Origin of the sequence: Ectopseudomonas toyotomiensis (assembly GCF_900115695.1) — a bacterium.
Lineage (GTDB): Bacteria > Pseudomonadota > Gammaproteobacteria > Pseudomonadales > Pseudomonadaceae > Aquipseudomonas > Aquipseudomonas toyotomiensis.
In genome coordinates this window covers 300,935-322,711 of sequence record NZ_FOXK01000002.1, presented here as the reverse complement: position 1 = coordinate 322,711, position 21,777 = coordinate 300,935, and the positions used below count along the sequence as shown (strand labels likewise).

18 protein-coding genes are annotated in these 21,777 nt (G+C 62.3%); 10 read left to right on the top strand and 8 right to left on the bottom strand.

The window, feature by feature from the left end:
- Window positions 1–33: 33 nt before the first annotated feature.
- The 4 genes from pilP to BM186_RS04800 are packed head-to-tail and all read right to left on the bottom strand — an operon-like array spanning window position 34 to window position 2,811.
- Window positions 34–558 (bottom strand): type 4a pilus biogenesis lipoprotein PilP, encoded by a 525-nt coding sequence (gene pilP / locus BM186_RS04815; RefSeq protein ID WP_072423361.1) that lies wholly within the window; start codon window positions 556–558, stop codon window positions 34–36.
- The gene (gene pilO, locus BM186_RS04810) at window positions 558–1,178 is read right to left on the bottom strand and encodes a type 4a pilus biogenesis protein PilO (protein WP_072423362.1); all 621 of its coding nucleotides are present in this window, start codon (window positions 1,176–1,178) and stop codon (window positions 558–560) included. Before pilO ends, pilP begins: the two co-directional genes overlap by 1 nt.
- Window positions 1,175–1,747 carry a type 4a pilus biogenesis protein PilN gene (pilN, locus tag BM186_RS04805; protein WP_072423363.1) on the bottom strand — a complete coding sequence of 191 codons (573 nt, stop codon included), beginning with the start codon at window positions 1,745–1,747 and terminating at the stop codon, window positions 1,175–1,177. Before pilN ends, pilO begins: the two co-directional genes overlap by 4 nt.
- Window positions 1,747–2,811 carry a pilus assembly protein PilM gene (locus tag BM186_RS04800; RefSeq protein ID WP_074913720.1) on the bottom strand — a complete coding sequence of 355 codons (1,065 nt, stop codon included), beginning with the start codon at window positions 2,809–2,811 and terminating at the stop codon, window positions 1,747–1,749. The genes pilN and BM186_RS04800 overlap by 1 nt, the downstream gene beginning before the upstream one ends.
- A 181-nt stretch (window positions 2,812–2,992) precedes the next feature.
- Here BM186_RS04800 and BM186_RS04795 point away from each other — a divergent pair, with 181 nt between their 5' ends.
- Complete coding sequence (locus tag BM186_RS04795) at window positions 2,993–5,404, top strand: penicillin-binding protein 1A (RefSeq protein ID WP_074913719.1); 2,412 nt, start codon at window positions 2,993–2,995, stop codon at window positions 5,402–5,404.
- A gap of 90 nt (window positions 5,405–5,494) precedes the next feature.
- Here the strand turns inward: BM186_RS04795 and BM186_RS04790 are convergent, their stop codons facing one another.
- The 4 genes from BM186_RS04790 to rpmE form a co-directional block, all read right to left on the bottom strand.
- Window positions 5,495–6,763: a malic enzyme-like NAD(P)-binding protein gene (locus tag BM186_RS04790; RefSeq protein ID WP_017678537.1), complete on the bottom strand. Its 1,269-nt coding sequence runs from the start codon at window positions 6,761–6,763 to the stop codon at window positions 5,495–5,497.
- Between the two features lie 104 nt (window positions 6,764–6,867).
- On the bottom strand, window positions 6,868–8,304 hold the full coding sequence (locus tag BM186_RS04785) for a M48 family metalloprotease (RefSeq protein ID WP_074913718.1): 1,437 nt from the start codon (window positions 8,302–8,304) through the stop codon (window positions 6,868–6,870).
- Window positions 8,301–9,101 carry a thermonuclease family protein gene (locus BM186_RS04780; protein ID WP_074913717.1) on the bottom strand — a complete coding sequence of 267 codons (801 nt, stop codon included), beginning with the start codon at window positions 9,099–9,101 and terminating at the stop codon, window positions 8,301–8,303. Before BM186_RS04780 ends, BM186_RS04785 begins: the two co-directional genes overlap by 4 nt.
- Window positions 9,102–9,127: 26 nt before the next feature.
- A complete protein-coding gene (rpmE, locus tag BM186_RS04775; protein ID WP_003459015.1) occupies window positions 9,128–9,340 on the bottom strand; it encodes a 50S ribosomal protein L31 in 213 nt (70 codons plus the stop codon).
- 158 nt (window positions 9,341–9,498) lie between these two features.
- Between rpmE and BM186_RS04770 the strand changes: the two genes are divergently transcribed.
- The 9 genes from BM186_RS04770 (at window position 9,499) to phaC (BM186_RS04730) (ending at window position 21,707) form a co-directional block, all read left to right on the top strand.
- Window positions 9,499–11,718 (top strand): primosomal protein N', encoded by a 2,220-nt coding sequence (locus BM186_RS04770; RefSeq protein WP_074913716.1) that lies wholly within the window; start codon window positions 9,499–9,501, stop codon window positions 11,716–11,718.
- Between the two features lie 172 nt (window positions 11,719–11,890).
- Window positions 11,891–13,630, top strand: a complete 1,740-nt coding sequence (argS, locus tag BM186_RS04765) for an arginine--tRNA ligase (protein WP_074913715.1) — start codon at window positions 11,891–11,893, stop codon at window positions 13,628–13,630.
- The gene (locus tag BM186_RS04760; protein WP_021487790.1) at window positions 13,631–14,305 is read left to right on the top strand and encodes an SPOR domain-containing protein; all 675 of its coding nucleotides are present in this window, start codon (window positions 13,631–13,633) and stop codon (window positions 14,303–14,305) included.
- A gap of 96 nt (window positions 14,306–14,401) precedes the next feature.
- Entirely contained in the window at window positions 14,402–14,932 is a 531-nt protein-coding gene (hslV, locus tag BM186_RS04755; RefSeq protein WP_003459006.1) for an ATP-dependent protease subunit HslV, read from the top strand.
- A gap of 40 nt (window positions 14,933–14,972) precedes the next feature.
- The gene (gene hslU / locus BM186_RS04750) at window positions 14,973–16,313 is read left to right on the top strand and encodes an HslU--HslV peptidase ATPase subunit (protein ID WP_017678530.1); all 1,341 of its coding nucleotides are present in this window, start codon (window positions 14,973–14,975) and stop codon (window positions 16,311–16,313) included.
- Between the two features lie 161 nt (window positions 16,314–16,474).
- Entirely contained in the window at window positions 16,475–16,846 is a 372-nt protein-coding gene (locus tag BM186_RS04745; protein ID WP_074913714.1) for a gamma-butyrobetaine hydroxylase family protein, read from the top strand.
- A 296-nt stretch (window positions 16,847–17,142) separates the two neighbouring features.
- Window positions 17,143–18,822, top strand: a complete 1,680-nt coding sequence (gene phaC, locus BM186_RS04740) for a class II poly(R)-hydroxyalkanoic acid synthase (RefSeq protein ID WP_072423371.1) — start codon at window positions 17,143–17,145, stop codon at window positions 18,820–18,822.
- Between the two features lie 141 nt (window positions 18,823–18,963).
- Window positions 18,964–19,821, top strand: coding sequence for a poly(3-hydroxyalkanoate) depolymerase (gene phaZ / locus BM186_RS04735; RefSeq protein WP_003458999.1), 858 nt, complete (start codon window positions 18,964–18,966; stop codon window positions 19,819–19,821).
- Between the two features lie 203 nt (window positions 19,822–20,024).
- Window positions 20,025–21,707, top strand: coding sequence for a class II poly(R)-hydroxyalkanoic acid synthase (gene phaC / locus BM186_RS04730; RefSeq protein WP_072423372.1), 1,683 nt, complete (start codon window positions 20,025–20,027; stop codon window positions 21,705–21,707).
- Window positions 21,708–21,777: the final 70 nt, after the last annotated feature.

Genomic DNA, 21,777 nt, shown 5'->3' with positions numbered 1-21,777 from the left:
AGATTATTTATATTCATTTCTCACCCCGCCCCGTCAGGAGCGCTCCTTCAAGGAAAGGCTGCGTGGTCGCTCAAGCCAGCCACCTTCGCCATCTGGAACAATTTCCATAACATCGATCTTGGAGTCATCGATCACGAGAATCTTGCCGTGGTTACGCCCAAGAAAGTCGCCTACTTTTACACGATGAACACCACCCGCACCGTTAACCAGAGCGAATAACTGGTGATCGTTTCTCAGCGTGCCAACCATCTCGAATGTTTCGATGTTGAACCCTTCGAGGAATTGCTTGACACGACTTTCATCAGGCTTGATCTCTGGCGCCCCTTTTTGCCGGGTTACGACATCGATCTTGACCGGGGGCTGAAACGGGCTACGTAAAGACGCAGCACGATAAGTGAAGCTTTCATACGGCTGAAAAGTCGGCAGCGGCTCAATAGCGCCTTTAGGCTTTGCGCGCACTTCATCCATATAGGTACGCAAATCGGAAAAATCACCACCGACGCCGCACCCTGTCAGAAGAGAGAACCCCGCCACCAGAACCAAACGAGAGAAACTCATTATTGAGCCCCCTTATCATTGTAGCGATAGGTCTTGGCCATAATCTGCATGCTCAGGCGGCTGGAGTTTCCAGCACTGGCTGGCGCCAACTGAAAATCATGCAGGGTAACGATACGCGGCAGACTGGCAACGCCGCTTACGAAAGTCGCAAGGTCGTGATAACCACCGGTGACTTTGATCTGAATCGGCAACTCGATATAGAACTGCTGAGCCACTTCCGGCAACAGCTTGATCTCTTCGAACTCCAAGCCACTACCCAGGCCGGTACGGGTAATATCCTCCAGCAACCCGGGAACCTCGGTATCGCTTGGCAGCTGACGCAGAAGAGCGCCGAAGGACACCTCCATCTCCTGCATCTGCTCTTTGTAGGCCTCAAGGTTCGCCGCCTGAAAAGCTTTGCTGGAGAACTGCTCCTTCAGCGTCACCTCTTCTCGCTGACGCTGCTCGAGCATGCTTTGCAGATCCTTGAGGTGAAAGTTGTAGCCCAACGCCAGAACGACAATAAGCAGTAGCAGGCCGGCAATGAATTTGACCGCACCAGGCCACGACCCAACATTATTCAAATCAAGGTCATTGACATCAATACTGCGCAGGCTGTCCAAGGAATCTTTAATACTCATTGCACCGCCTCCGCCTTTTCTTGATCAGGCTGCGTCTGCTGGACCGTCAACTGAAACACATTCGCCTGATCCAGAGCCCCCGCAGTAACGGCTTTGACTTCGGTCAGATTAGGAGCCGTTAACCACTCAGAACCATCCAAGTTACGCATCAGATTCGAGACGCGATTATTCGATTCAGCCGCACCAACAATGGCAATGCTCTTACCCGCCATTTTCACATTGGTGAAATACACACCGTCCGGCAGCGTTCTCACCAACTGGTCGAACACACGACCGATAATTGGCCGGTTACCCTGCAAGTCTTGAATAATCTTCATGCGCTCCAACAATTGCTGGCGACGCGTTCTCAACTCACTGATTTCCTTGATACGCGCATCGAGAACTGCGATCTCCTTCTTGATGAAGTCATTTCGCGCATTCTGGTTGCTGATCGCCGCACTGAGAAATTGATCCCCCAGAAACACCAAACCAGCAGCCACAACGAGGACACCGACAAGGCTTACCAAAAACCGCTGCTTGCGCTCCTCGCGCAGCTGTTCACGCCAGGGAAGTAGGTTAATCCGCGCCATCAGTCGAAACTCCTCATCGCCAGACCACAGGCAATCATCAGTGCCGGCGCATCACTGGCCAGCGCACCGGCGTTGACCTTGCTGCTCAGCGCCATATCGGCAAAGGGATTGGCCACTAGCGTCTGCGTACCAATCTTCTGCTGGATCAACCGATCGAGATCAGGAATGGACGCGGTGCCGCCAGCCAGGAGGATGTAGTCGACATCATTGAATTGCCCGGCGGCGAAGAAGAACTGCAGCGAGCGCGAAACCTGCTGAACGACAGCTTCTTTGAACGGTTGCAAAACCTCACTGTCGTAGTCATCTGGAAGACCACCTTGCTTCTTGGCAAGCCCAGCTTCCTCGACCGACAGGCCGTAGCGGCGCTGGATTTCCTCGGTCAGCTGCTTGCCGCCGAAAAGCTGCTCGCGGGTGTAGATGGTGCGGCCATTGTGCAGAACACTGAGCGTGGTCATCGTCGCGCCAATATCCACCACCGCGACGGTCAACTCATCGTGACCACCTCCCAGCTGCGCCTCCAGCAGGCTGTATGCGCGCTCGAGGGCATACGCCTCGACATCGACCACTTTCGCGGTAAGTCCTGCGAGCGCAAGGGCGGCCTCGCGGACCTCCACGTTCTCCTTACGGCATGCAGCCAGCAGCACCTCGACCCGCTCGGGGTTGCGCGGCGCCGCCCCCTGCACTTCGAAATCGATGGCGACTTCTTCCAGCGGGTAGGGAATGTACTGATCGGCCTCGATCTTCAGCTGGTTTTCCAAGTCGTCCTCGGAAAGACCTGCTTCCATTTCGATGGTCTTGGTGATGACAGCCGAACCCGCCACAGCAACTGCAGCCGTCTTGACACCGCTCTTGGCCTTGGCCAATACGCGAGAGAGTGCCTGACCGACCCCCTCCAGCTCGGCGATGTTCTTCTCTACCACTGCGTTAGGTGGAAGCGGCTCGACTGAATAAGCCTCTACTTTGTAGCGGCTTCCCGAGCGACTCAGTTCGAGGAGCTTGACCGAAGTCGAGCTGATATCGATCCCCAGCAGCGTATTCGCTTTCTTAGTGAAGAGCCCTAGCACGACCGTTTTCCTATTGGCATCCGCGACTTACGGACTATTTATGTTTTTCCACATTAAATATCAGTCTTGACAGAAGCGCAAATGGCTCCCCGGGAAAAAAAACGCTTATAATGTGATCAGCTTTTCCCTTTTAGCCTCGGCTCCTGCTTAACTCATTCTTTTACTTGGAATTCCGAACATTTTGATACGCCTGCTGAAGTTCATCTGGTGGTCTTGCGTTGCCGTTTTTTGTGGGCTGTTGCTCAGTTTCAGCGGCGCGTTTCTTTATCTTAGCCCGACCCTTCCGTCCGTCGAGTCGCTGCGCCAGGTACAGCTGCAGATTCCTCTGCGCGTCTACAGCAGCGATGCCAAGCTGATCGCCGAGTTCGGCGAGATGCGCCGTTCGCCCATTCGCTTCGACGAAATCCCCAAGGAATTCATCAGCGCCCTGCTGGCTGCCGAAGACGATAATTTCGCCAATCATTATGGCGTCGATGTGACCAGCCTGATGCGCGCTGCCACGCAATTATTGAAAAGCGGCCAGATTCAGAGCGGTGGCAGCACCATTACCATGCAGGTAGCGAAGAACTTCTTCCTCACCAGCGAGCGCAGTTTCTCGCGCAAGGCCACCGAAATTCTCCTGGCCTTGCAGATCGAGCGCGAACTGAGCAAAGACGAGATCCTCGAGCTCTACGTCAACAAGATCTACCTCGGCCACCGCGCCTACGGCATCGAAGCTGCTGCACAGGTGTACTACGGCAAATCGATCCGTGACCTGAACTTGGCGCAGATGGCGATGATCGCCGGCCTGCCGAAAGCACCGTCGCGCTACAACCCGCTGGTCAATCCGACCCGCGCCAAGGAGCGCCGCGACTGGATTCTCGGCCGCCTGTATCGCCTGGGCCGTATCGATCAGGCCAGCTACGAGCAAGCCCTGGCCGAAGAAGTCGACGCGCGCTACCACGTACCTGCTCCCGAACTGAGCGCGCCTTATATAGCCGAGATGGCGCGTGCGGAGATGGTCGGTCGCTATGGCAGCGAGGCTTACACCGAAGGTTTCAACGTCACCACCACCGTGCCCAGCCAATTGCAGGAAGTGGCCAACACCGCCCTGCGTGACGGACTGATCGCCTATGACCAGCGCCACGGCTATCGCGGTCCTGAGAGTCGCCTGCCGGGCATGACCCGCGAAACCTGGCTGGCCGAGCTGGCCAAGTACCGCAGCATCGGCGGCCTGGAGCCTGCCGTGGTTACCCAGGTAGAGAAAAGCGGCATTCTGGTACTGACCCGTAACAGCGAAGAACAAGCGGTGTCGTGGGACAGCATGAAATGGGCACGTCCTTTCCTCAACACCAACAGCCTCGGACCGCGGCCGCAGCAGCCTGGCGATGTCACCCAGATCGGCGATATCGTTCGCGTGCAGCGCCAGGAGGATGGCAGCCTGCGTTTCACCCAAGTCCCCGCTGCGCAGAGCGCGTTGGTTTCCCTCGACCCATACAGCGGCGCCATTCAGTCACTGGTCGGTGGATTCTCGTTCGATCAGAGCAACTACAACCGCGCCGTGCAGGCCAAGCGCCAGCCGGGTTCGAGCTTCAAGCCCTTCATCTATAGCGCGGCTCTCGATAGCGGCTACACTGCAGCGACGCTCGTCAACGATGCGCCAATCATCCTCTCCGACGACTACCTGTCACAGAAGTGGCGTCCGAAGAACGACAACAACACCTTCCTCGGCCCGATTCGCATGCGCGAAGCGTTGTACAAGTCGCGCAACCTGGTTTCCATCCGCCTGCTGCAGGACATGGGCATCGACCGTAGCTTGCGCTATATCGAGCGCTTCGGCTTCGCCCCGCAGGATCTGCCACGCAACCTGTCACTGGCACTCGGCACTGCCAGCCTGACCCCCATGGAAATCGCTGAGGGCTGGGCCGTCTTCGCCAATGGCGGTTACAAGATCGAGCCGTACCTGATCGAACGCATCGATGACCGCAACGGCAAGCCGCTGTTCCGCGCCAATCCGGCCCGCGTGCCAGGCAGCGCACCGACCGAGGAGAACGCCAACCTCACCGTCAACGCAACTGATGAGTTGCCGCTGGAGGAGCCCAAGGTCGCCGAACAGATCATCGACGAGCGCACCGCCTACATCATGACCAGCATGCTGCAGGACGTGATCAAGCGCGGTACCGGCCGCCGTGCTCTCGCCCTTGGCCGCAATGACCTGGCAGGCAAGACCGGCACCACCAACGAGTCCAAGGACAGCTGGTTCTCAGGCTACAACGCCGATTACGTCACCACCGTCTGGGCCGGCTTCGACCAGCCGGAGAGCCTGGGCCGCCATGAGTACGGCGGCACTGTCGCGCTGCCGATCTGGATGAACTACATGGGCGCAGTACTCAAGGATCGCCCCAACCATCTGCCCAAGGAACCCAAGGGGCTACTGACGCTGCGCGTCGACCCAATCAGTGGCCGCGCTGCCGCACCCGGCACACCGGACGCCTATTTCGAACTGTTCAAGAGTGAAGACTCGCCCCCTCCGATGAGCGAGTTCGAACCTGGCATGGGCGTGCCTGGCAGCCCGCTACCGGCCGACGAGATGGCGCCGATCGACTTGTTCTAGGATAAGGCTCACACGACAGTAAGCGTCGCCCTGAGCCGAATCATCGACAATAAAAAACCCGCCGAAGCGGGTTTTTTATTGCCAGGCCGATCAGCCGTTGAACACTTCATCCACCGACTTGAGCGGATAGTGCTTCGGATAGGGCAGAGTCGCCACGCCGGATTCGATGGCAGCCTTGGCCACTGCATCGCAAACCACGGTGATCAGACGCTGGTCCATTGGCTTCGGAATGATGTACTCACGACCGAACGACAGCTCGATACCGCCGTAGGCGTCGCAGACTTCCTGCGGTACCGGCAACTTGGCCAGATCACGCAGCGCCAGCGCTGCGGCGATCTTCATCTCTTCGTTGATGCGGGTGGCGCGCACGTCCAGAGCACCGCGGAAGATGAAGGGGAAACCCAGCACATTGTTGACCTGGTTCGGATAGTCCGAACGACCGGTGGCCATGATCACGTCGTTGCGCGTCTCGTGCGCCAGCTCCGGTTTGATTTCCGGATCCGGGTTGGAGCAGGCGAAGACGATCGGGTTGGCCGCCATACGCTGGAGATCTTCCGGGCTCAGCAGGTTGGCGCCGGACAGACCGACGAATACGTCCGCGCCGTCGAGCGCATCGGACAGGGTGCGACGATCGGTTTCGTGAGCGAATACCGCCTTGTACTGGTTCAGATCATCGCGGCCAGCGTGAATCACGCCCTTGCGATCGATCATGAAGATGTTCTCGACCTTGGCGCCCATGCTCACCAGCAGCTTCATGCAGGAGATGGCGGCAGCACCGGCCCCCAGGCAGACGATCTTCGCCTCTTCCAGGGTCTTGCCGGCGATTTCCAGGGCGTTGAGCATGCCGGCAGCGGTAACGATCGCAGTGCCGTGCTGGTCATCGTGGAATACCGGAATGTCGCACTGCTCGATCAGCGCGCGCTCGATCTCGAAGCACTCGGGGGCCTTGATATCTTCCAAGTTGATGCCGCCGAAGGTGATGGAGATGCGCTTGACGGTGTCGATGAAGGCCTGCGGGCTTTCCGAATCTACTTCGATATCGAACACATCGATACCGGCGAAACGCTTGAACAGCACGCCTTTACCTTCCATCACCGGCTTGGACGCCAGCGGGCCGAGGTTACCCAGGCCGAGGATGGCGGTGCCATCGGAAATAACGGCTACCAGGTTGCCTTTACCGGTGTAACGGTAGGCCAGCTCGGCGTCACGAGCGATTTCGCGAACCGGCTCAGCGACACCCGGGCTGTAGGCCAGCGACAGGTCGCGGGCAGTAGCGGTGGCTTTGGTCAACTCGACGCTCAGCTTACCGGGGCGGGGCTGGGCGTGATATTCGAGAGCGGCAGTTTTTAGATCTGACATAGTGGCATTTCCGCTTTTGTTGGCTGTTGAACGGGCAGGCGGCCGAGGATACGCAAGTTGTATACACCTGCACAAGACCGTTCGGTCGCGATTGAAGCGCCGCGCTAGCGCAGCGTTTTCAGCCACTCTCCAGCACGCGGCTCACCGCTTGGGTAGAGCCCGTTGAGCAGGCGCAACTGGGCCTCGCCGTCGGCCGGCAGCGGCGAATTCTTGGCCAAAGCGGAGATGCTCTGCCCTGCCTTCGCCCTTACCAGGTGCAGGCGCACTGGCTCGGCCAGCTTGCGTTCGGCAGGCTTCAGCGGCCGGTAACTGCGGATAACCTCAAGGAAACGTTGGTCCTCGGTTTCCAGCGAGGCACGACCTTTCACCGCTGCCACAAACAGGTAAGCGTTGTCGCCACGATAGATCACCGCCACGCGACGCGCCGACTGACCCTGCAACACCGCCGTATAGCCCTGCAACGCACCAAGGCGCAGCTCCTCACCGGCCATCAGACGCTGGTTGCCGACGCGCTGGCGCAGAAATTCGGCAGGCGACAGACGCTTGTCCGCCGCTTCCAGGGTCATGGCGATGAAAGCCTGCTCATCCGGGGTGTGGCCGATCAACACATCGGGGCGATTGACCAGTTGCCAGCCCTGCGGGTAGGTCAGGGTGAAGTCCAGCTCGCCGTGATAGAAATTGCGCCCACGACGAATGCCGCTGGCGGCCGAATCGCCGAACACCAGGCCGTCGAGCATCTGCAGGAAATTGTCGCGCCCCACTTCCTGATTACCGCCCACCAGCGCACGTGCAGGACCGATCACCTCCTGCAGACGACGATCATTGTCCGGGTGGGTGTCGAACAAGCCGTGGTAGCCACCCGCCGCGGGCACTTCGCCCCGCTTGGCTGCCTGCTCGCGGGCGAAATCCTCCTGCGCCTTGAGCACCTTGACCACCTCGATCATCGCTTGCGGATCGTAGCCACCACGCGCCAGGTATTGCGCGCCAAGGCCGTCGGCTTCCAGCTCCATGTCGCGCCCGTAGCCGCGCACGAAAGCATTGCCCATGGCACTGGTCAGATCCCCTACCGCCCCGACACCGGTACCGATGGCCGCAGCCTGCCCGAGCAAGCCCCAGGCCGTGGACTGGCTTTGCTGGCGCACGCTGTGGCGCGCGGTCACGTGACCGACCTCGTGGCCCAGCACGGCCGCCAGTTCCGCTTCGGAATTGAGATAGGCGAGCAGGCCACGGTGGATATAGATGTAGCCCCCCGGCAAGGCGAAGGCGTTGACGTCCGGGCTGTCCACCAAGGTGAAAACGTAGTTGAGCTGATTGCGATGGCTGCTGCGTGCCACCCGCTCGCCGACGCGCTGGATATAGGCCTGCAACTTGGCGTCCTCATAGCGCGGATACTGCTTGAGGATTTCCTGGTTGTAACGCGCACCAAGTTCCAGCTCCTGACGCTCGCTCATCATCACGAAATCGGTGCGGCCCGTGGCGGGATTGACCGCGCAACCCGCCAACCAGCCGCAGATAAAACACAGCGTCAATGCGCGTATCATGGCAACACCTCCAGCATCGCCGAATGAGTAAGCGGCAGCATCCAGCGCGCCTGCCCAGATTTCAAGCCACCGCGACTCTGGCGATCGATGACCCAGCCCCGCGCCTCCACCCGTCGCCCTTCGAGCCGCTGCAAGGCGCGCACATCGAACTCGCCAAGCAGCTCAGGCGACACGCGCAATACCCGCCCCCCATCGAGATCGAGCCAGAGGCCGCCACGATTGCGTTGCACACCCGCCACCCGCCCGCCGAGCATGGCGAAGCCGCCACTTTTTATTTGGCCAGCCGTCTTCACTTGCTCGGTGCGCCACACACCCAGACGCTGACGCCGTGCCTGGCGCTCGGCCTCTACCTGACAACTCACGAGTGCACTATTGGGCGCCACGGCGACCATGAAACCAAGGCCTTCACCCAGCAACTGCGCTTCCAGATTACGCCCCTGACGGTCGTAAAGATGGGCCAGGGTACGACCGTAACGATCCTTGCGCTGCTCACCGTAGAGCAGGCCGACACGGCCATCACTGGCATCGACCAGCGCCTGCAGACGACGCTTGGATTGCACGGCGAAAGGCTCGTCACTACGTCCCTTGCGCCCCAGCTCAGGTGCGTTGATGCCGATCAGGCGAATGCTGCGCCCATCGGTCAGGCGCACGGTGTCGCCATCGACCACCTGACGTACGACGACCTGAGCCAGATCTGTGCGCTGCGGACAGAAGGCCTGCGCCAGATCGACACACAGCAGAGAAACGAAAAAGGCGCCCACCAGGGACGCCTTTTTCAGATTCACGGAAAGGTGCATGGCACGTTCCGTAATCGTTCGGTCGCTTACTTGGCGCCGAATACGCCGAAGCGCTGCTTGAAGCGATCGATACGGCCGCCGGTGTCCAGCACTTTCTGCTTACCGGTGTAGAACGGGTGGCACTCGGAGCAAACGTCGAGGCTCAGGTTCTTGCCCAGGGTGGAGCGGGTCTTGATCACGTTACCGCAGGAGCAGGTAGCGTCGATTTCGACGTAGTTCGGATGGATATCGGCTTTCATCGTGCTTTCCTCGGGGTAGTCGTGCCGCCACCCGACCAATGTCAGGCACCGCACAGAAATAGGCCGCGCATCTTACCAGAGACGCAGACCGATGCAAGCCACGCAAGGCGCCGGTCGTCGCGTGTTAAGATCGCCGGCCTGTCAATGGAGCTTCTGGCTTGCCCAACCTGATCCTGCGCCTCGCGCTGCCCTCGCCGCTGCGCCGCCTGTTCGACTACCTCGCCCCCGCCGGCGTGTCGCGCAGCGCCTTGCAGCCAGGCGCACGCCTGCGCGTGCCCTTCGGCCGGCGCGAGATGATCGGCGTGCTGGTAGAAGTCGACAGCCAGAGCGAGGTCCCGACGGACAAGCTCAAGCCCGCCCTGGAACTGCTCGACGCCCGCCCACCGCTGCCGGCGTCGCTGTTCAAGCTGTGCCTGTGGACGGCGCAGTACTACCAGCACAGCCTAGGCGACACCCTGAGCTGGGCCTTGCCCGTGTTGCTACGCCAGGGCGAACCCGCCGAAACCCGCCAGGAGCGTTACTGGCTGGCCAACAAAGGCGCCAGCGTCGACGACCCTCGCCTGGCCCGCGCGCCACGCCAGCGCGACGCCCTCAAGGCACTGGCGCAACACCCGCACGGTGTCGCCCACAGCCTGCTCAGCCAGCTGCAACTCAACCGCGACAGCCTGCAATTGCTGCATGAGAAGGGGCTGGTACGGGTCGAGGTGCGCCGCACCCAGCCGCATGCCAAGCCGGCGCACTGGCTGGCACAACCGGAACTGCCACTGAATGCCGAGCAGCGTGCCGCGGTGAATGCCGTGGCGTCAGGCTGGGGCCAGTTCAATGCCTTTCTACTGGCGGGCGTCACCGGCAGCGGCAAGACCGAGGTTTACCTGCAACTGATCCACCAATGCCTGGAGGCCGGCAAGCAGGCGCTGGTGCTGATCCCCGAGATCAACCTCGGGCCGCAGACCTTCGACCGCTTCGCTCGCCGCTTCAATGCACGTATCGCCCTGCTGCATTCGGCAGTGAACGACCGCGAGCGCCTCGACGCCTGGCTGGCGGCACGCGATGGCGAGGCCGACATCATCATCGGCACGCGCTCGGCGCTGTTCACGCCGATGAAGAACCCGGGGCTGATCATCGTCGACGAAGAACACGACGCTTCCTATAAACAGCAGGAAGGTCTGCGCTACCACGCCCGTGACCTGGCGCTGGTGCGCGCCCGCCAGGAAGACGTGCCCATCGTCCTCGGCTCGGCCACACCTTCGCTGGAGAGCCTGCACAACGCCTACAGCGGCCGCTATGCCCTGCTCAAGCTGACCCAGCGCGCCGGCGGCGCCAGCCAGCCGCGCTTCCTGCGCCTGGACGTGAAGAGCCGGCCACTGGATTCGGGCATCTCCGGGCCGATGCAGCAGGCCATCGCCCAGACCCTCGCCGCCGGCCAGCAGGTGCTGGTGTTTCTCAACCGCCGCGGCTTCGCCCCGACCCTGCTCTGCCACGACTGCGGCTGGCTGTCCGAATGCCCACGCTGCGACGCACGCATGACCGTGCACCAGCGCTATCAGGAACTGCGCTGCCATCACTGCGGCCACGTCGAGAAACAGCCGAGCAACTGCCCGAAATGCCAGCACGTCGACCTGCGCCCGGTCGGGGCTGGCACCGAGCGCGCCGAAGAGCGCCTGGCGGTGCTGTTCCCCGACTACCCGGTGCTGCGCATCGACCGCGACAGCACCTCACGCAAGGGCGCGATGGATCGCCTGTTCGCCACCATCAACAAGGGCGAGCCGTGCATCCTGGTCGGCACCCAGATGCTCGCCAAGGGTCATCACTTCCCCAGAGTGACACTGGTGTCGATCCTCGATGCCGACGGCGGCCTGTTCTCCGCCGATTTCCGCGCCAGCGAGCGCATGGCGCAGCTGATCGTGCAGGTTGCCGGTCGCGCCGGCCGCGCCGAGGAACCGGGCAAGGTGATTATCCAGAGCCACCTGGCCGACCATCCGCTGCTGGTGCAACTGACCGAGCAAGGCTACTTCGCCTTCGCCGAACAGGAGCTGAGCGAACGCCGCAGTGCCGGTCTGCCACCATTCTGCCACCTGGCGTTGCTGCGCGCCGAAGCGCACAAGCCTGGCCAGGCCGAGAGTTTTCTCGATGAGGCCTGCAGCGAGGCCGAATATTTGCTGGGCGAACTGGGTCTGACCGGCATCGAACTGCTCGGACCGGTGCCCGCACCGATGGAACGCCGCGCCGGGCGCTTCCGCGCGCAACTGCTGCTGCAGGGCAATGCCCGCGCGCCACTACACCGGCTGCTCAACCGCTGGTTGCATGCACTGGAACAAATGCCCAGCGGTCGTGCAGTGCGCTGGTCGCTGGATGTCGACCCGATCGACCTGTTTTGACGCACCACCGCTTCGCCTAACCATAGGGTGCGCCGTGCGCACCCGCTTCTCGATTCGCAACCAGGCAACCCTTTGTGCGCATAGCGCACCCTACAAGTTATGGCCTGCAGCCTGTCGCTACTTCTATAATGCGCAGTTTTCGATCAAAGCCCCAAGGCAACCCGAGCCGAACATGAAAGACAGCATTCGCCACCTGATCCAGCAAGCCCTCGACCGCCTGACCGCCGAAGGCGTGTTACCTGCGGGCCTGACGCCGGCCATCCAGGTGGAGAACACCAAGGACAAGAGCCACGGCGACTTCGCCAGCAACATCGCCATGATGCTGGCCAAACCCGCCGGCATGAAGCCGCGCGACCTGGCCGAGAAACTGATCGCGGCATTACCGGCCGACGAGCAGATCACCAAGGTGGAAATCGCCGGTCCCGGCTTTCTCAACTTCTTCCAGAACAGCGATGTCCTGGCTCAGTACCTGGAAGCGGCACTGGCCGACGCCCATCTCGGCGTGCGCAAGAACGGCCCCGCGCAGCGCGTGGTGGTCGACCTGTCGGCGCCGAACCTGGCCAAGGAAATGCACGTCGGCCACCTGCGCTCGACCATCATCGGAGACGGCGTGGCGCGCGTACTGGAGTTCCTCGGTGACACCGTGATCCGCCAGAACCATGTCGGCGACTGGGGCACCCAATTCGGCATGCTGCTGGCCTACATGCAGGAAAACCCGGCCGCCGCCGAAAGCGAGCTGGCCGACCTGGAAGGTTTCTACCGCGCCGCCAAGAAGCGCTTCGACGAATCCCCCGAGTTCGCCGACCGCGCCCGTGAGCTGGTGGTGCAACTGCAGGCCGGCGACGCCGAGTGCCTGCGCCTGTGGCACCGTTTCAACGACATCTCCCTGTCGCACTGCCAGGCGCTGTATGACCGTCTCGGCGTCAAGCTCTCCATGGCCGACGTCAAGGGCGAGAGTGCCTATAACGACGACCTGCCGCAGGTGGTCGCCGATCTCGCCGCCAAGGGCCTGCTGACCGAAGACAACGGCGCCCAGTGCGTGTTCATGGACGAATTCAAGAACGCCGAAGGCAACCCGCTCCCGCTGATCGTGCAGAAGGCAGGCGGCGGCTACCTGTACGCCACCACCGACCTGGCCGCCACCCGCTACCGCGCAGGCGTGCTCAAGGCCGACCGCGTGCTGTACTTCGTCGACCAGCGCCAGGCCCTGCACTTCCAGATGGTCTTCGCCTGCGCGCGCCTGGCCGGCTTCGTCCCGGCCAGCATGGACATGGAACACATGGGCTTCGGCACCATGAACGGCCCGGACGGCCGCCCGTTCAAGACCCGCGACGGCGGCACGGTGAAGCTGGTGCAACTGCTCGACGAAGCCGAACAGCGCGCCTACAGCCTGGTCAAGGACAAGAACCCGGACCTGGGCGAGGACGAGCTGCGTAGAATCGCCCGCGTGGTTGGCATCGCCTCGGTGAAGTACGCCGACCTGTCCAAGCATCGCACCAGCGACTACAGCTTCAACTTCGACCTGATGCTCAGCTTCGAGGGCAATACCGCACCCTACCTGCTGTACGCCTACACCCGCGTGGCCGGCGTGTTCCGCAAGCTGGGCAAGGGCGTGGACGAGATCGGCGGGCAGATCACCCTGGTCGCCGAGCAGGAGCAAGCCCTGGCAGCCAAGCTGGCACAATTCAACGAGCTGCTCGGCAACGTCGCCAACAAGGGCACGCCGCATATCCTTTGTGCCTACCTGTATGACCTCGCCGGCCTGTTCTCCAGCTTCTATGAGAACTGTCCGATCCTCAGCGCCGAGGACGAGGCCACCCGTGACAGCCGCCTGCGCCTGGCAGCCCTTACCGGCCGCACCCTCAAGCAGGGCCTGGAGCTGCTCGGCCTGGAAACTCTGGAGCGGATGTAAATGGCAGCGCGCAAGAAGCCGGCACCGAAACGCGGCGCCAGTCGCTATCAGGCCCCAGCGAAGAAGCCGGTACCGGGCTGGATCTGGCTGGCCTGCGGCCTGGTGGTCGGCGGTTTCTTCATGTTCCTGTTCAGCCTCGAACCAGGCCGTGACGAGATCAAGCGCGACAAGGGCGAACAAGTGCGCAGCACCAAGCCTGAGCCGAAGCCGACGCAACCCGAGCCATCCAGGCCCAAGTACGACTTCTACACTCTGCTGCCGGAGTCGGAAGTGATCCTGCCGCAGGCACTGGAAGAAACGCCACCACCCGTGCCTGAGCAAAAGCCGGTCACCCCGGAAGAAGCCGCGAAGATCGACACCGCTCGCGCCGAAGCGGCCCTTAACGGCCAGGTGCCGCCGCCCCCACCGCCCGTCCTGGCCAGCGCGCCGGTCACCACGCAGTTCTTCCTGCAGGCCGGCTCGTTCCGTAAACGTGATGACGCCGACGGCCTGCGCGCGCAGATCATCCTGCTCGGCCAGAACGTACGGGTGGAAACCGGCAAGGTGCGTGAGGAAACCTGGCACCGCGTACTGGTCGGCCCCTTCGCCAGCCGCGAGCAACTGGCCAGCGCGCAGAAGACCCTGGCAGCCGGCGGCTTCAGCAACCTGCTGTTACAGCAACGCCAGGTCCGCTGATCGCCGATTGACCCGCCGCCGGTTGAAAAGCTGCGGCGGGCACCCCATCTGAGTTTCCATCCGGGCAAGTTCGCCCCGCAGCGTGGAGATTCACCCTTGACCACCATCGTTTCAGTGCGCCGCCACGGCAAGGTCGTGATGGCTGGCGACGGCCAGGTTTCCCTCGGCAACACCGTCATGAAGGGCAACGCCAAGAAGGTGCGCCGCCTCTACCACGGCCAGGTGCTGGCCGGCTTCGCCGGTGCCACCGCCGACGCCTTCACCCTGTTCGAGCGCTTCGAAGGCCAGTTGGAAAAACACCAGGGTCACCTGGTGCGCGCCGCCGTCGAGCTGGCCAAGGACTGGCGTACCGACCGCAGCCTGAGCCGCCTGGAAGCCATGCTGGCAGTGGCCAACAAGGACGCCTCGCTGATCATCACCGGCAACGGCGACGTCGTCGAACCCGAGGAAGGCCTGATCGCCATGGGCTCCGGCGGCAACTTCGCCCAGGCCGCCGCCCGCGCCCTGCTGATGAAGACCGACCTGTCCGCCCTCGAGGTAGCGCAGACTGCACTCGGCATCGCCGGCGACATCTGCGTGTTCACCAATCATCACCAGACAATAGAGGAACTGGACGCGCCCGAGTGACGTCCGTTCTTCATACAGATTCGATAGCGAGCCAAACTCCATGTCCATGACGCCCCGCGAGATCGTCCACGAACTCAACCGCCACATCATCGGCCAGGACGACGCCAAGCGCGCCGTGGCCATCGCCCTGCGCAACCGCTGGCGGCGCATGCAGCTGCCGGCCGAACTGCGCCAGGAAGTCACGCCGAAGAATATCCTGATGATCGGCCCCACCGGCGTCGGAAAGACCGAGATCGCCCGTCGTCTGGCCAAGCTGGCCAATGCGCCGTTCCTCAAAGTGGAAGCCACCAAGTTCACCGAGGTCGGCTATGTCGGCCGCGATGTCGAATCGATCATCCGCGACCTGGCCGATGCAGCGGTGAAAATGCTGCGTGAGCAGGAAATCACCAAGGTCCGCCACCGCGCCGAAGATGCCGCCGAGGAGCGCATCCTCGACGCGCTGCTGCCACCCGCGCGCCAGGGCTTCGGTGACGAGCCGGTGCGCAGCGAGGATTCCAATACCCGTCAGCTGTTCCGCAAGCGCCTGCGCGAAGGTCAGTTGAACGACAAGGAAATCGACATCGAAGTGGCCGACTCGCCCATGGGCGTAGAGATCATGACCCCGCCAGGCATGGAAGAAATGACCAACCAGCTGCAGAACCTGTTCTCCAGCATGGGCAAGGGCAAGAAGAAGAGCCGCAAGCTCAAGGTCGCCGACGCGCTGAAACTGGTGCGCGACGAGGAGGCCGCCCGCCTGGTCAACGAGGAAGAACTCAAGGCTCGAGCCCTGGAAGCCGTCGAGCAGCACGGCATCGTTTTCATCGACGAGATCGACAAGGTCGCCAAGCGCGGCAACACCGGCGGCGCCGATGTGTCGCGTGAAGGCGTGCAGCGCGACCTGCTGCCGCTGATCGAAGGTTGTACGGTCAACACCAAGCTGGGCATGGTCAAGACCGACCATATCCTGTTCATTGCCAGCGGCGCCTTCCACCTGAGCAAACCCAGCGATCTGGTGCCCGAACTGCAGGGTCGCCTGCCGATCCGCGTCGAGCTCAAGGCGCTGAGCCCGCAGGACTTCGAGCGCATCCTCAGCGAGCCGCATGCCTCGCTCACCGAGCAGTACAGTGCACTGCTGCAGACCGAGGGTTTGAACATCGAGTTCGCCGAAGACGGCATCAAGCGTCTGGCCGAGATCGCCTGGCAGGTCAACGAGAAGACCGAAAACATCGGCGCCCGCCGCCTGCACACGCTGCTCGAGCGCCTGCTGGAGGAGGTGTCCTTCAGTGCCGGCGACCTGGCAGGCCAGCAGAACGGCGAGCCGATCCGTATCGACGCGGCTTACGTCAACGGTCACCTCGGCGAGCTGGCACAGGACGAAGACCTGTCGCGCTATATTCTGTAAATCCAGAAGCACGATCTTAGAGCCGGTGGCCGGCGTCATTCTGTAGGAGCGGCTGGGCGGCATTCCGCTTCAGCCGCGAAATTCGCGGATAAATCCGCTCCTACAGGACGGTGCAATCACTCAACTGGGCGTTGTGCCTAAAAAGATCACGGAAATCAGCCATGCCCATCCCCAGCGCGATCAAACTGCACAAGGCCTCGAAAACCCTGGAGCTGCGCTACGGCGAACAGAGCTATTCGCTCAGCGCCGAGTTCCTGCGCGTGCACTCGCCGTCGGCCGAGGTGCAGGGGCATGGCAAGCCGACTCTGCAGACCGGCAAGCTCAACGTCGGCCTGGAGCGCATCGAACCGGCCGGCAACTATGCACTGAAACTGTGCTTCGACGACGGCCATGACAGCGGCCTGTTCACTTGGGACTATCTGCACGAGTTGGCCACCCGGCATGATCAGCTGTGGGCCGACTATCTGGCGCAGCTCAGCGCCGCTGGGAAATCCCGCGACCCCAGCGAATCGGTCGTACGTCTGATGCTCTGAGGCGTCAGGAAAACCCTTGCCACAGAGCGCTCGGCGCATCCGCCAACGACCACGTTAACGACAGTTAGGGCGAGTTTTCTAATCTATCGCGGCATACTCCTGCGCCATCGAGCAGCTTGCTTAACTTCACAAACTCGGGTAACCAAGGAACTGGCAGGTTCCCTGCATTTGGCAGTGCCAGGTGCAACGAAATACGCGGACTCGATCCGCCCCCGGTAACCCGAGCAGTACCAGGCCCTGTGTCGCCGTGCGCCCTCGCAGGCCGGTATTCGTCTCAGGACAATGGAGCGTCGTAGATGAGTGATAAGAATAACGAAGACCTGAAACGCCAGGCCTCGGAAAACACCCTGGGACTCAACCCGGTGATTGGTATCCGCGGCAAGGATCTCCTGACCTCTGCCCGCATGGTGCTCTCCCAGGCACTCAAGCAACCCTTCCACAGCGCCAAGCACGTCGCCCATTTCGGCCTCGAACTGAAGAACGTCATGCTCGGCCAGTCCGCGCTCAAGCCTGAAGACGGCGACCGCCGTTTCGCCGACCCGGCCTGGAGCCAGAACCCGCTATATCGCCGCTACCTGCAGACCTACCTGGCCTGGCGCAAGGAACTGCATGACTGGATCGAACACAGCTCGCTGTCCGAGCAGGACGCCAGTCGCGGCCACTTCGTCATCAACCTGATGACCGAAGCCATGGCGCCGTCCAACAGCATGGCCAACCCGGCCGCGGTCAAACGCTTCTTCGAAACCGGCGGCAAAAGCCTGCTCGATGGTCTCTCCCACCTGGCCAAGGACATGGTGCACAACGGCGGCATGCCCAGCCAGGTGAACATGGAGGCCTTCGAGGTCGGCAAGAACCTGGCCACCACCGACGGCGCCGTGGTATTTCGCAACGATGTGCTGGAGCTGATCCAGTACAAGCCAATCACCGAGAGCGTGCACGAGCGCCCGCTGCTGGTGGTGCCACCGCAGATCAACAAGTTCTACGTCTTCGACCTGTCGCCCGACAAGAGCCTGGCGCGCTTCCTGTTGCGCAGCCAGGTACAGACCTTCGTGGTCAGCTGGCGCAACCCGACCAAGGCACAGCGCGAGTGGGGCCTGTCCACATACATCGAGGCGCTCAAGGAAGCCATCGACGTGATCTGCGCCATCACCGGCAGCAAGGACGTCAACATGCTAGGCGCCTGCTCCGGCGGCCTGACCACTGCCTCGCTGCTCGGTCACTATGCAGCGCTTGGCCAGCAGAAGGTCAACGCCCTGACCCTGCTGGTCAGCGTGCTCGACACCCAGCTCGACACCCAGGTTGCCTTGTTCGCCGACGAGAAGACCCTGGAAGCCGCCAAGCGCCGCTCCTACCAGGCCGGCGTACTGGAGGGTAGCGACATGGCCAAGGTGTTCGCCTGGATGCGCCCCAACGACCTGATCTGGAACTACTGGGTCAACAACTACCTGCTCGGCAACGAGCCACCAGTGTTCGACATCCTTTATTGGAACAACGACACCACGCGTCTGCCGGCCGCGCTGCATGGCGAGTTCATCGACATGTTCCAGACCAACCCACTGACCCGTCCGGGCGCGCTGGAAGTCTGCGGCACACCGATCGACCTCAAGCAGGTCACCTGTGATTTCTTCGTCGTCGCCGGCACCACCGACCACATCACGCCATGGGACTCCTGCTACAAGTCGGCGCACCTGTTCGGCGGCAAGTGCGAGTTCGTGCTGTCCAACAGCGGCCATATCCAAAGCATTCTCAACCCACCGGGTAATCCCAAGGCGCGCTACATGACCAACAGCGAGATGCCGCTGGACCCGAAGGCCTGGCAGGAAAGCTCGACCAAGCACGCCGACTCCTGGTGGCTACATTGGCAGACGTGGCTGAGCGAACGCTCGGGCGAAACCAAGAATGCGCCACGAGCGCTGGGCAACAAGAAATTCCCGGCCGGCGAAGCCGCTCCGGGCACCTATGTACACGAACGCTGATTTTCAGTCTCAACCGCAGCGGCACCGGGAAGTGCCGCACGCCACGACGGTCTGACCGGCGTGGAACCAGGTAACCCCTGGTAACCCTGGAGGCGGCCCGGACGGCCCTCTCCAGCGCTCAACTCCACAGGGGCTGCGCCTATGCCGCAACCATTCGTATTCCGCACCATCGATCTCGATGGGCAGACCATCCGCACCGCGGTGCGGCCAGGCAACAGCCAGTTGGTGCCGCTGCTGATCTTCAACGGCATCGGCGCCAACCTGGAGCTGGTGATGCCCTTCGTCGCCGCCCTGGACCCGGAGCTGGAAATCATCGCCTTCGACGTCCCCGGTGTCGGCGGTTCCTCCACGCCGGCCACGCCCTACCGCTTCCCCGGTCTGGCCAAGCTGGCAGCGCGCATGCTCGATTACCTCGACTACGGTCAGGTCAATGCCATCGGCGTGTCCTGGGGCGGCGCCCTGGCGCAGCAGTTCGCCCATGACTATCCCGAGCGCTGCAAGAAGCTGATCCTCGCCGCCACGTCAGCCGGCGCGGTGATGGTGCCGGGCAAGCCCAAGGTGCTCTGGCGCATGGCCAGCCCACGCCGCTATGTGCAGCCGTCCTACGGTGTGCGCATCGCCCCGGACATCTACGGTGGCGCCTTCCGGCGCGACCCCAAGCTGGCCATGGCGCACGCCAGCAAGGTGCGCTCGGGCGGCAAGATGGGCTACTACTGGCAGCTGTTCGCCGGCCTCGGCTGGACCAGCATCCACTGGCTGCACAAGATCCGCCAACCGACCTTGGTGATGGCCGGCGACGACGACCCACTGATTCCGCTGATCAACATGCGCCTGCTGGCCTGGCGCATTCCCAACGCCGAACTGCACGTGATCGACGACGGCCACCTGTTCCTGGTTACCCGCGCCGAAGCGGTGGCCCCGATCATCATGAAGTTTCTCGAAGAGGAACGGCACCGCGCGGTGATGCACCCGCAGCCCACACCATTGCGCCAGCATTGACCGCACCAGCGTAGTGCGCAATGTTCTGCGTGCTCGACAAAGGGGCCGCTCAAGGCCTCTTGTTGTTCGACGCGGCGCTCTGGAATGCACTTCCCGCGCGCCTGGTACAGGGCTTGCTGCACACCCTGCACAAGTACAAGGTGCGTGTCAGGCAGTCCGCGCCATGAAAGTCTCTAGACGGTTTGACGACGGAGTGTTGCCCCATGCGAGACAAGTCGAACCCGGCTTCACTGCCGGCACCTGCCAGTTTCATGAATGCCCAGAGCGCCGTGGTCGGCGTGCGCGGTCGCGATCTGTTGTCCACCATGCGCCTGCTGGCCGCCCAGGGCCTGAAGAACCCGGTGCGCAGTGGACGTCATCTGCTGGCCTTCGGCAGCCAGCTTGGCCGGGTGCTGCTCGGCGATACCCTGCACAAGGTCAACCCGCAAGACGCGCGTTTCGCCGACCCGACCTGGCACCTCAACCCCTTCTACCGACGCAGCCTGCAGGCCTATCTGGCGTGGCAGAAACAACTGGCTGCGTGGATCGACGACAGCGATCTGTCGGCCGATGACCGCGCCCGCGCGCGCTTTCTCGCATCGCTGATGAGCGACGCCCTGTCACCGTCGAACAGCCCGCTCAACCCGCAGGCACTCAAGGAGCTGTTCAACACAGGAGGTAGTAGCGCCTTCAAGGGCCTGCGCCATCTGCTCGACGACCTGCTGAACAACGACGGCCTGCCCAGCCAGGTCAGCAAACACGCCTTCGAGGTCGGCCGTAATCTGGCCTGCACGCCAGGTGCCGTGGTCTTTCGCAACGAGCTTCTGGAACTGATCCAGTACAAGCCGATGAGCGAAAAGCAGTACCTGCGCCCACTGCTGATCGTGCCGCCACAGATCAACAAGTACTACATATTCGACCTGTCCAACGACAAGAGCTTCGTCCAGTACGCACTGAAGAACGGCCTGCAGACCTTCATGATCAGCTGGCGCAACCCCGATCCACGCCACCGCGAATGGGGCCTGTCGAGCTACGTGCAGGCCGTCGAGGAGGCCGTCGATGCCTGCCGCGCCATCTCCGGCAGCAAGGACGTCAACCTGCTCGGCGCCTGCGCCGGCGGCCTGACCATCGCCGCCCTGCAAGGCCACCTGCAGGCACGCCGCCAGCTGCGCAAAGTTGCCAGCGCCACCTACATGGTCAGTCTGCTCGATAGCCAGATCGACAGCCCGGCGATGCTCTTCGCCGACGAGGAAACCCTCGAATCGGCCAAGCGCCGCTCCTACCAGCAGGGCGTGCTGGACGGTCGCGACATGGCCAGAGTATTCGCCTGGATGCGCCCCAACGACCTGATCTGGAACTACTGGGTCAACAATTACCTGCTTGGCAAGCAGCCGCCAGCCTTCGACATCCTCTACTGGAACAACGACAACACGCGGCTGCCCGCTGCACTGCATGGCGACCTGATCGATTTCTTCAAACACAACCCGCTTAGCCGCGCGGGTGCGTTGGAGGTCTGCGGTACGCCAGTGGATCTGGCCAAGGTCAACGTCGACAGCTTCAGCGTGGCCGGTATCAACGATCACATCACGCCCTGGGATGCGGTCTATCGCTCGACCCTGCTGCTTGGCGGCAACCGCCGCTTCATTCTGTCCAATAGCGGGCATATCCAGAGCATTCTCAACCCGCCGGGCAACCCCAAGGCCAACTACTACGAGAACACCAAGCTCACCTCCGACCCACGCGCCTGGTATCACGACGCCACGCACCAGCAAGGCAGTTGGTGGCCACAGTGGCTGGAGTGGATGCAGGCACGCTCCGGCGCGCAACGCGAAACCCTGATGGCGCTGGGTAACCAGAACCATCCGGCCATGGAGGCGGCACCGGGCACTTACGTGCATATCCGCTGAAGCGGCATGCCACGAAGCCCCCAGCGCCAACAAAACCTGCGCGGCATGCCCACATCCTTCATCCGGCGCT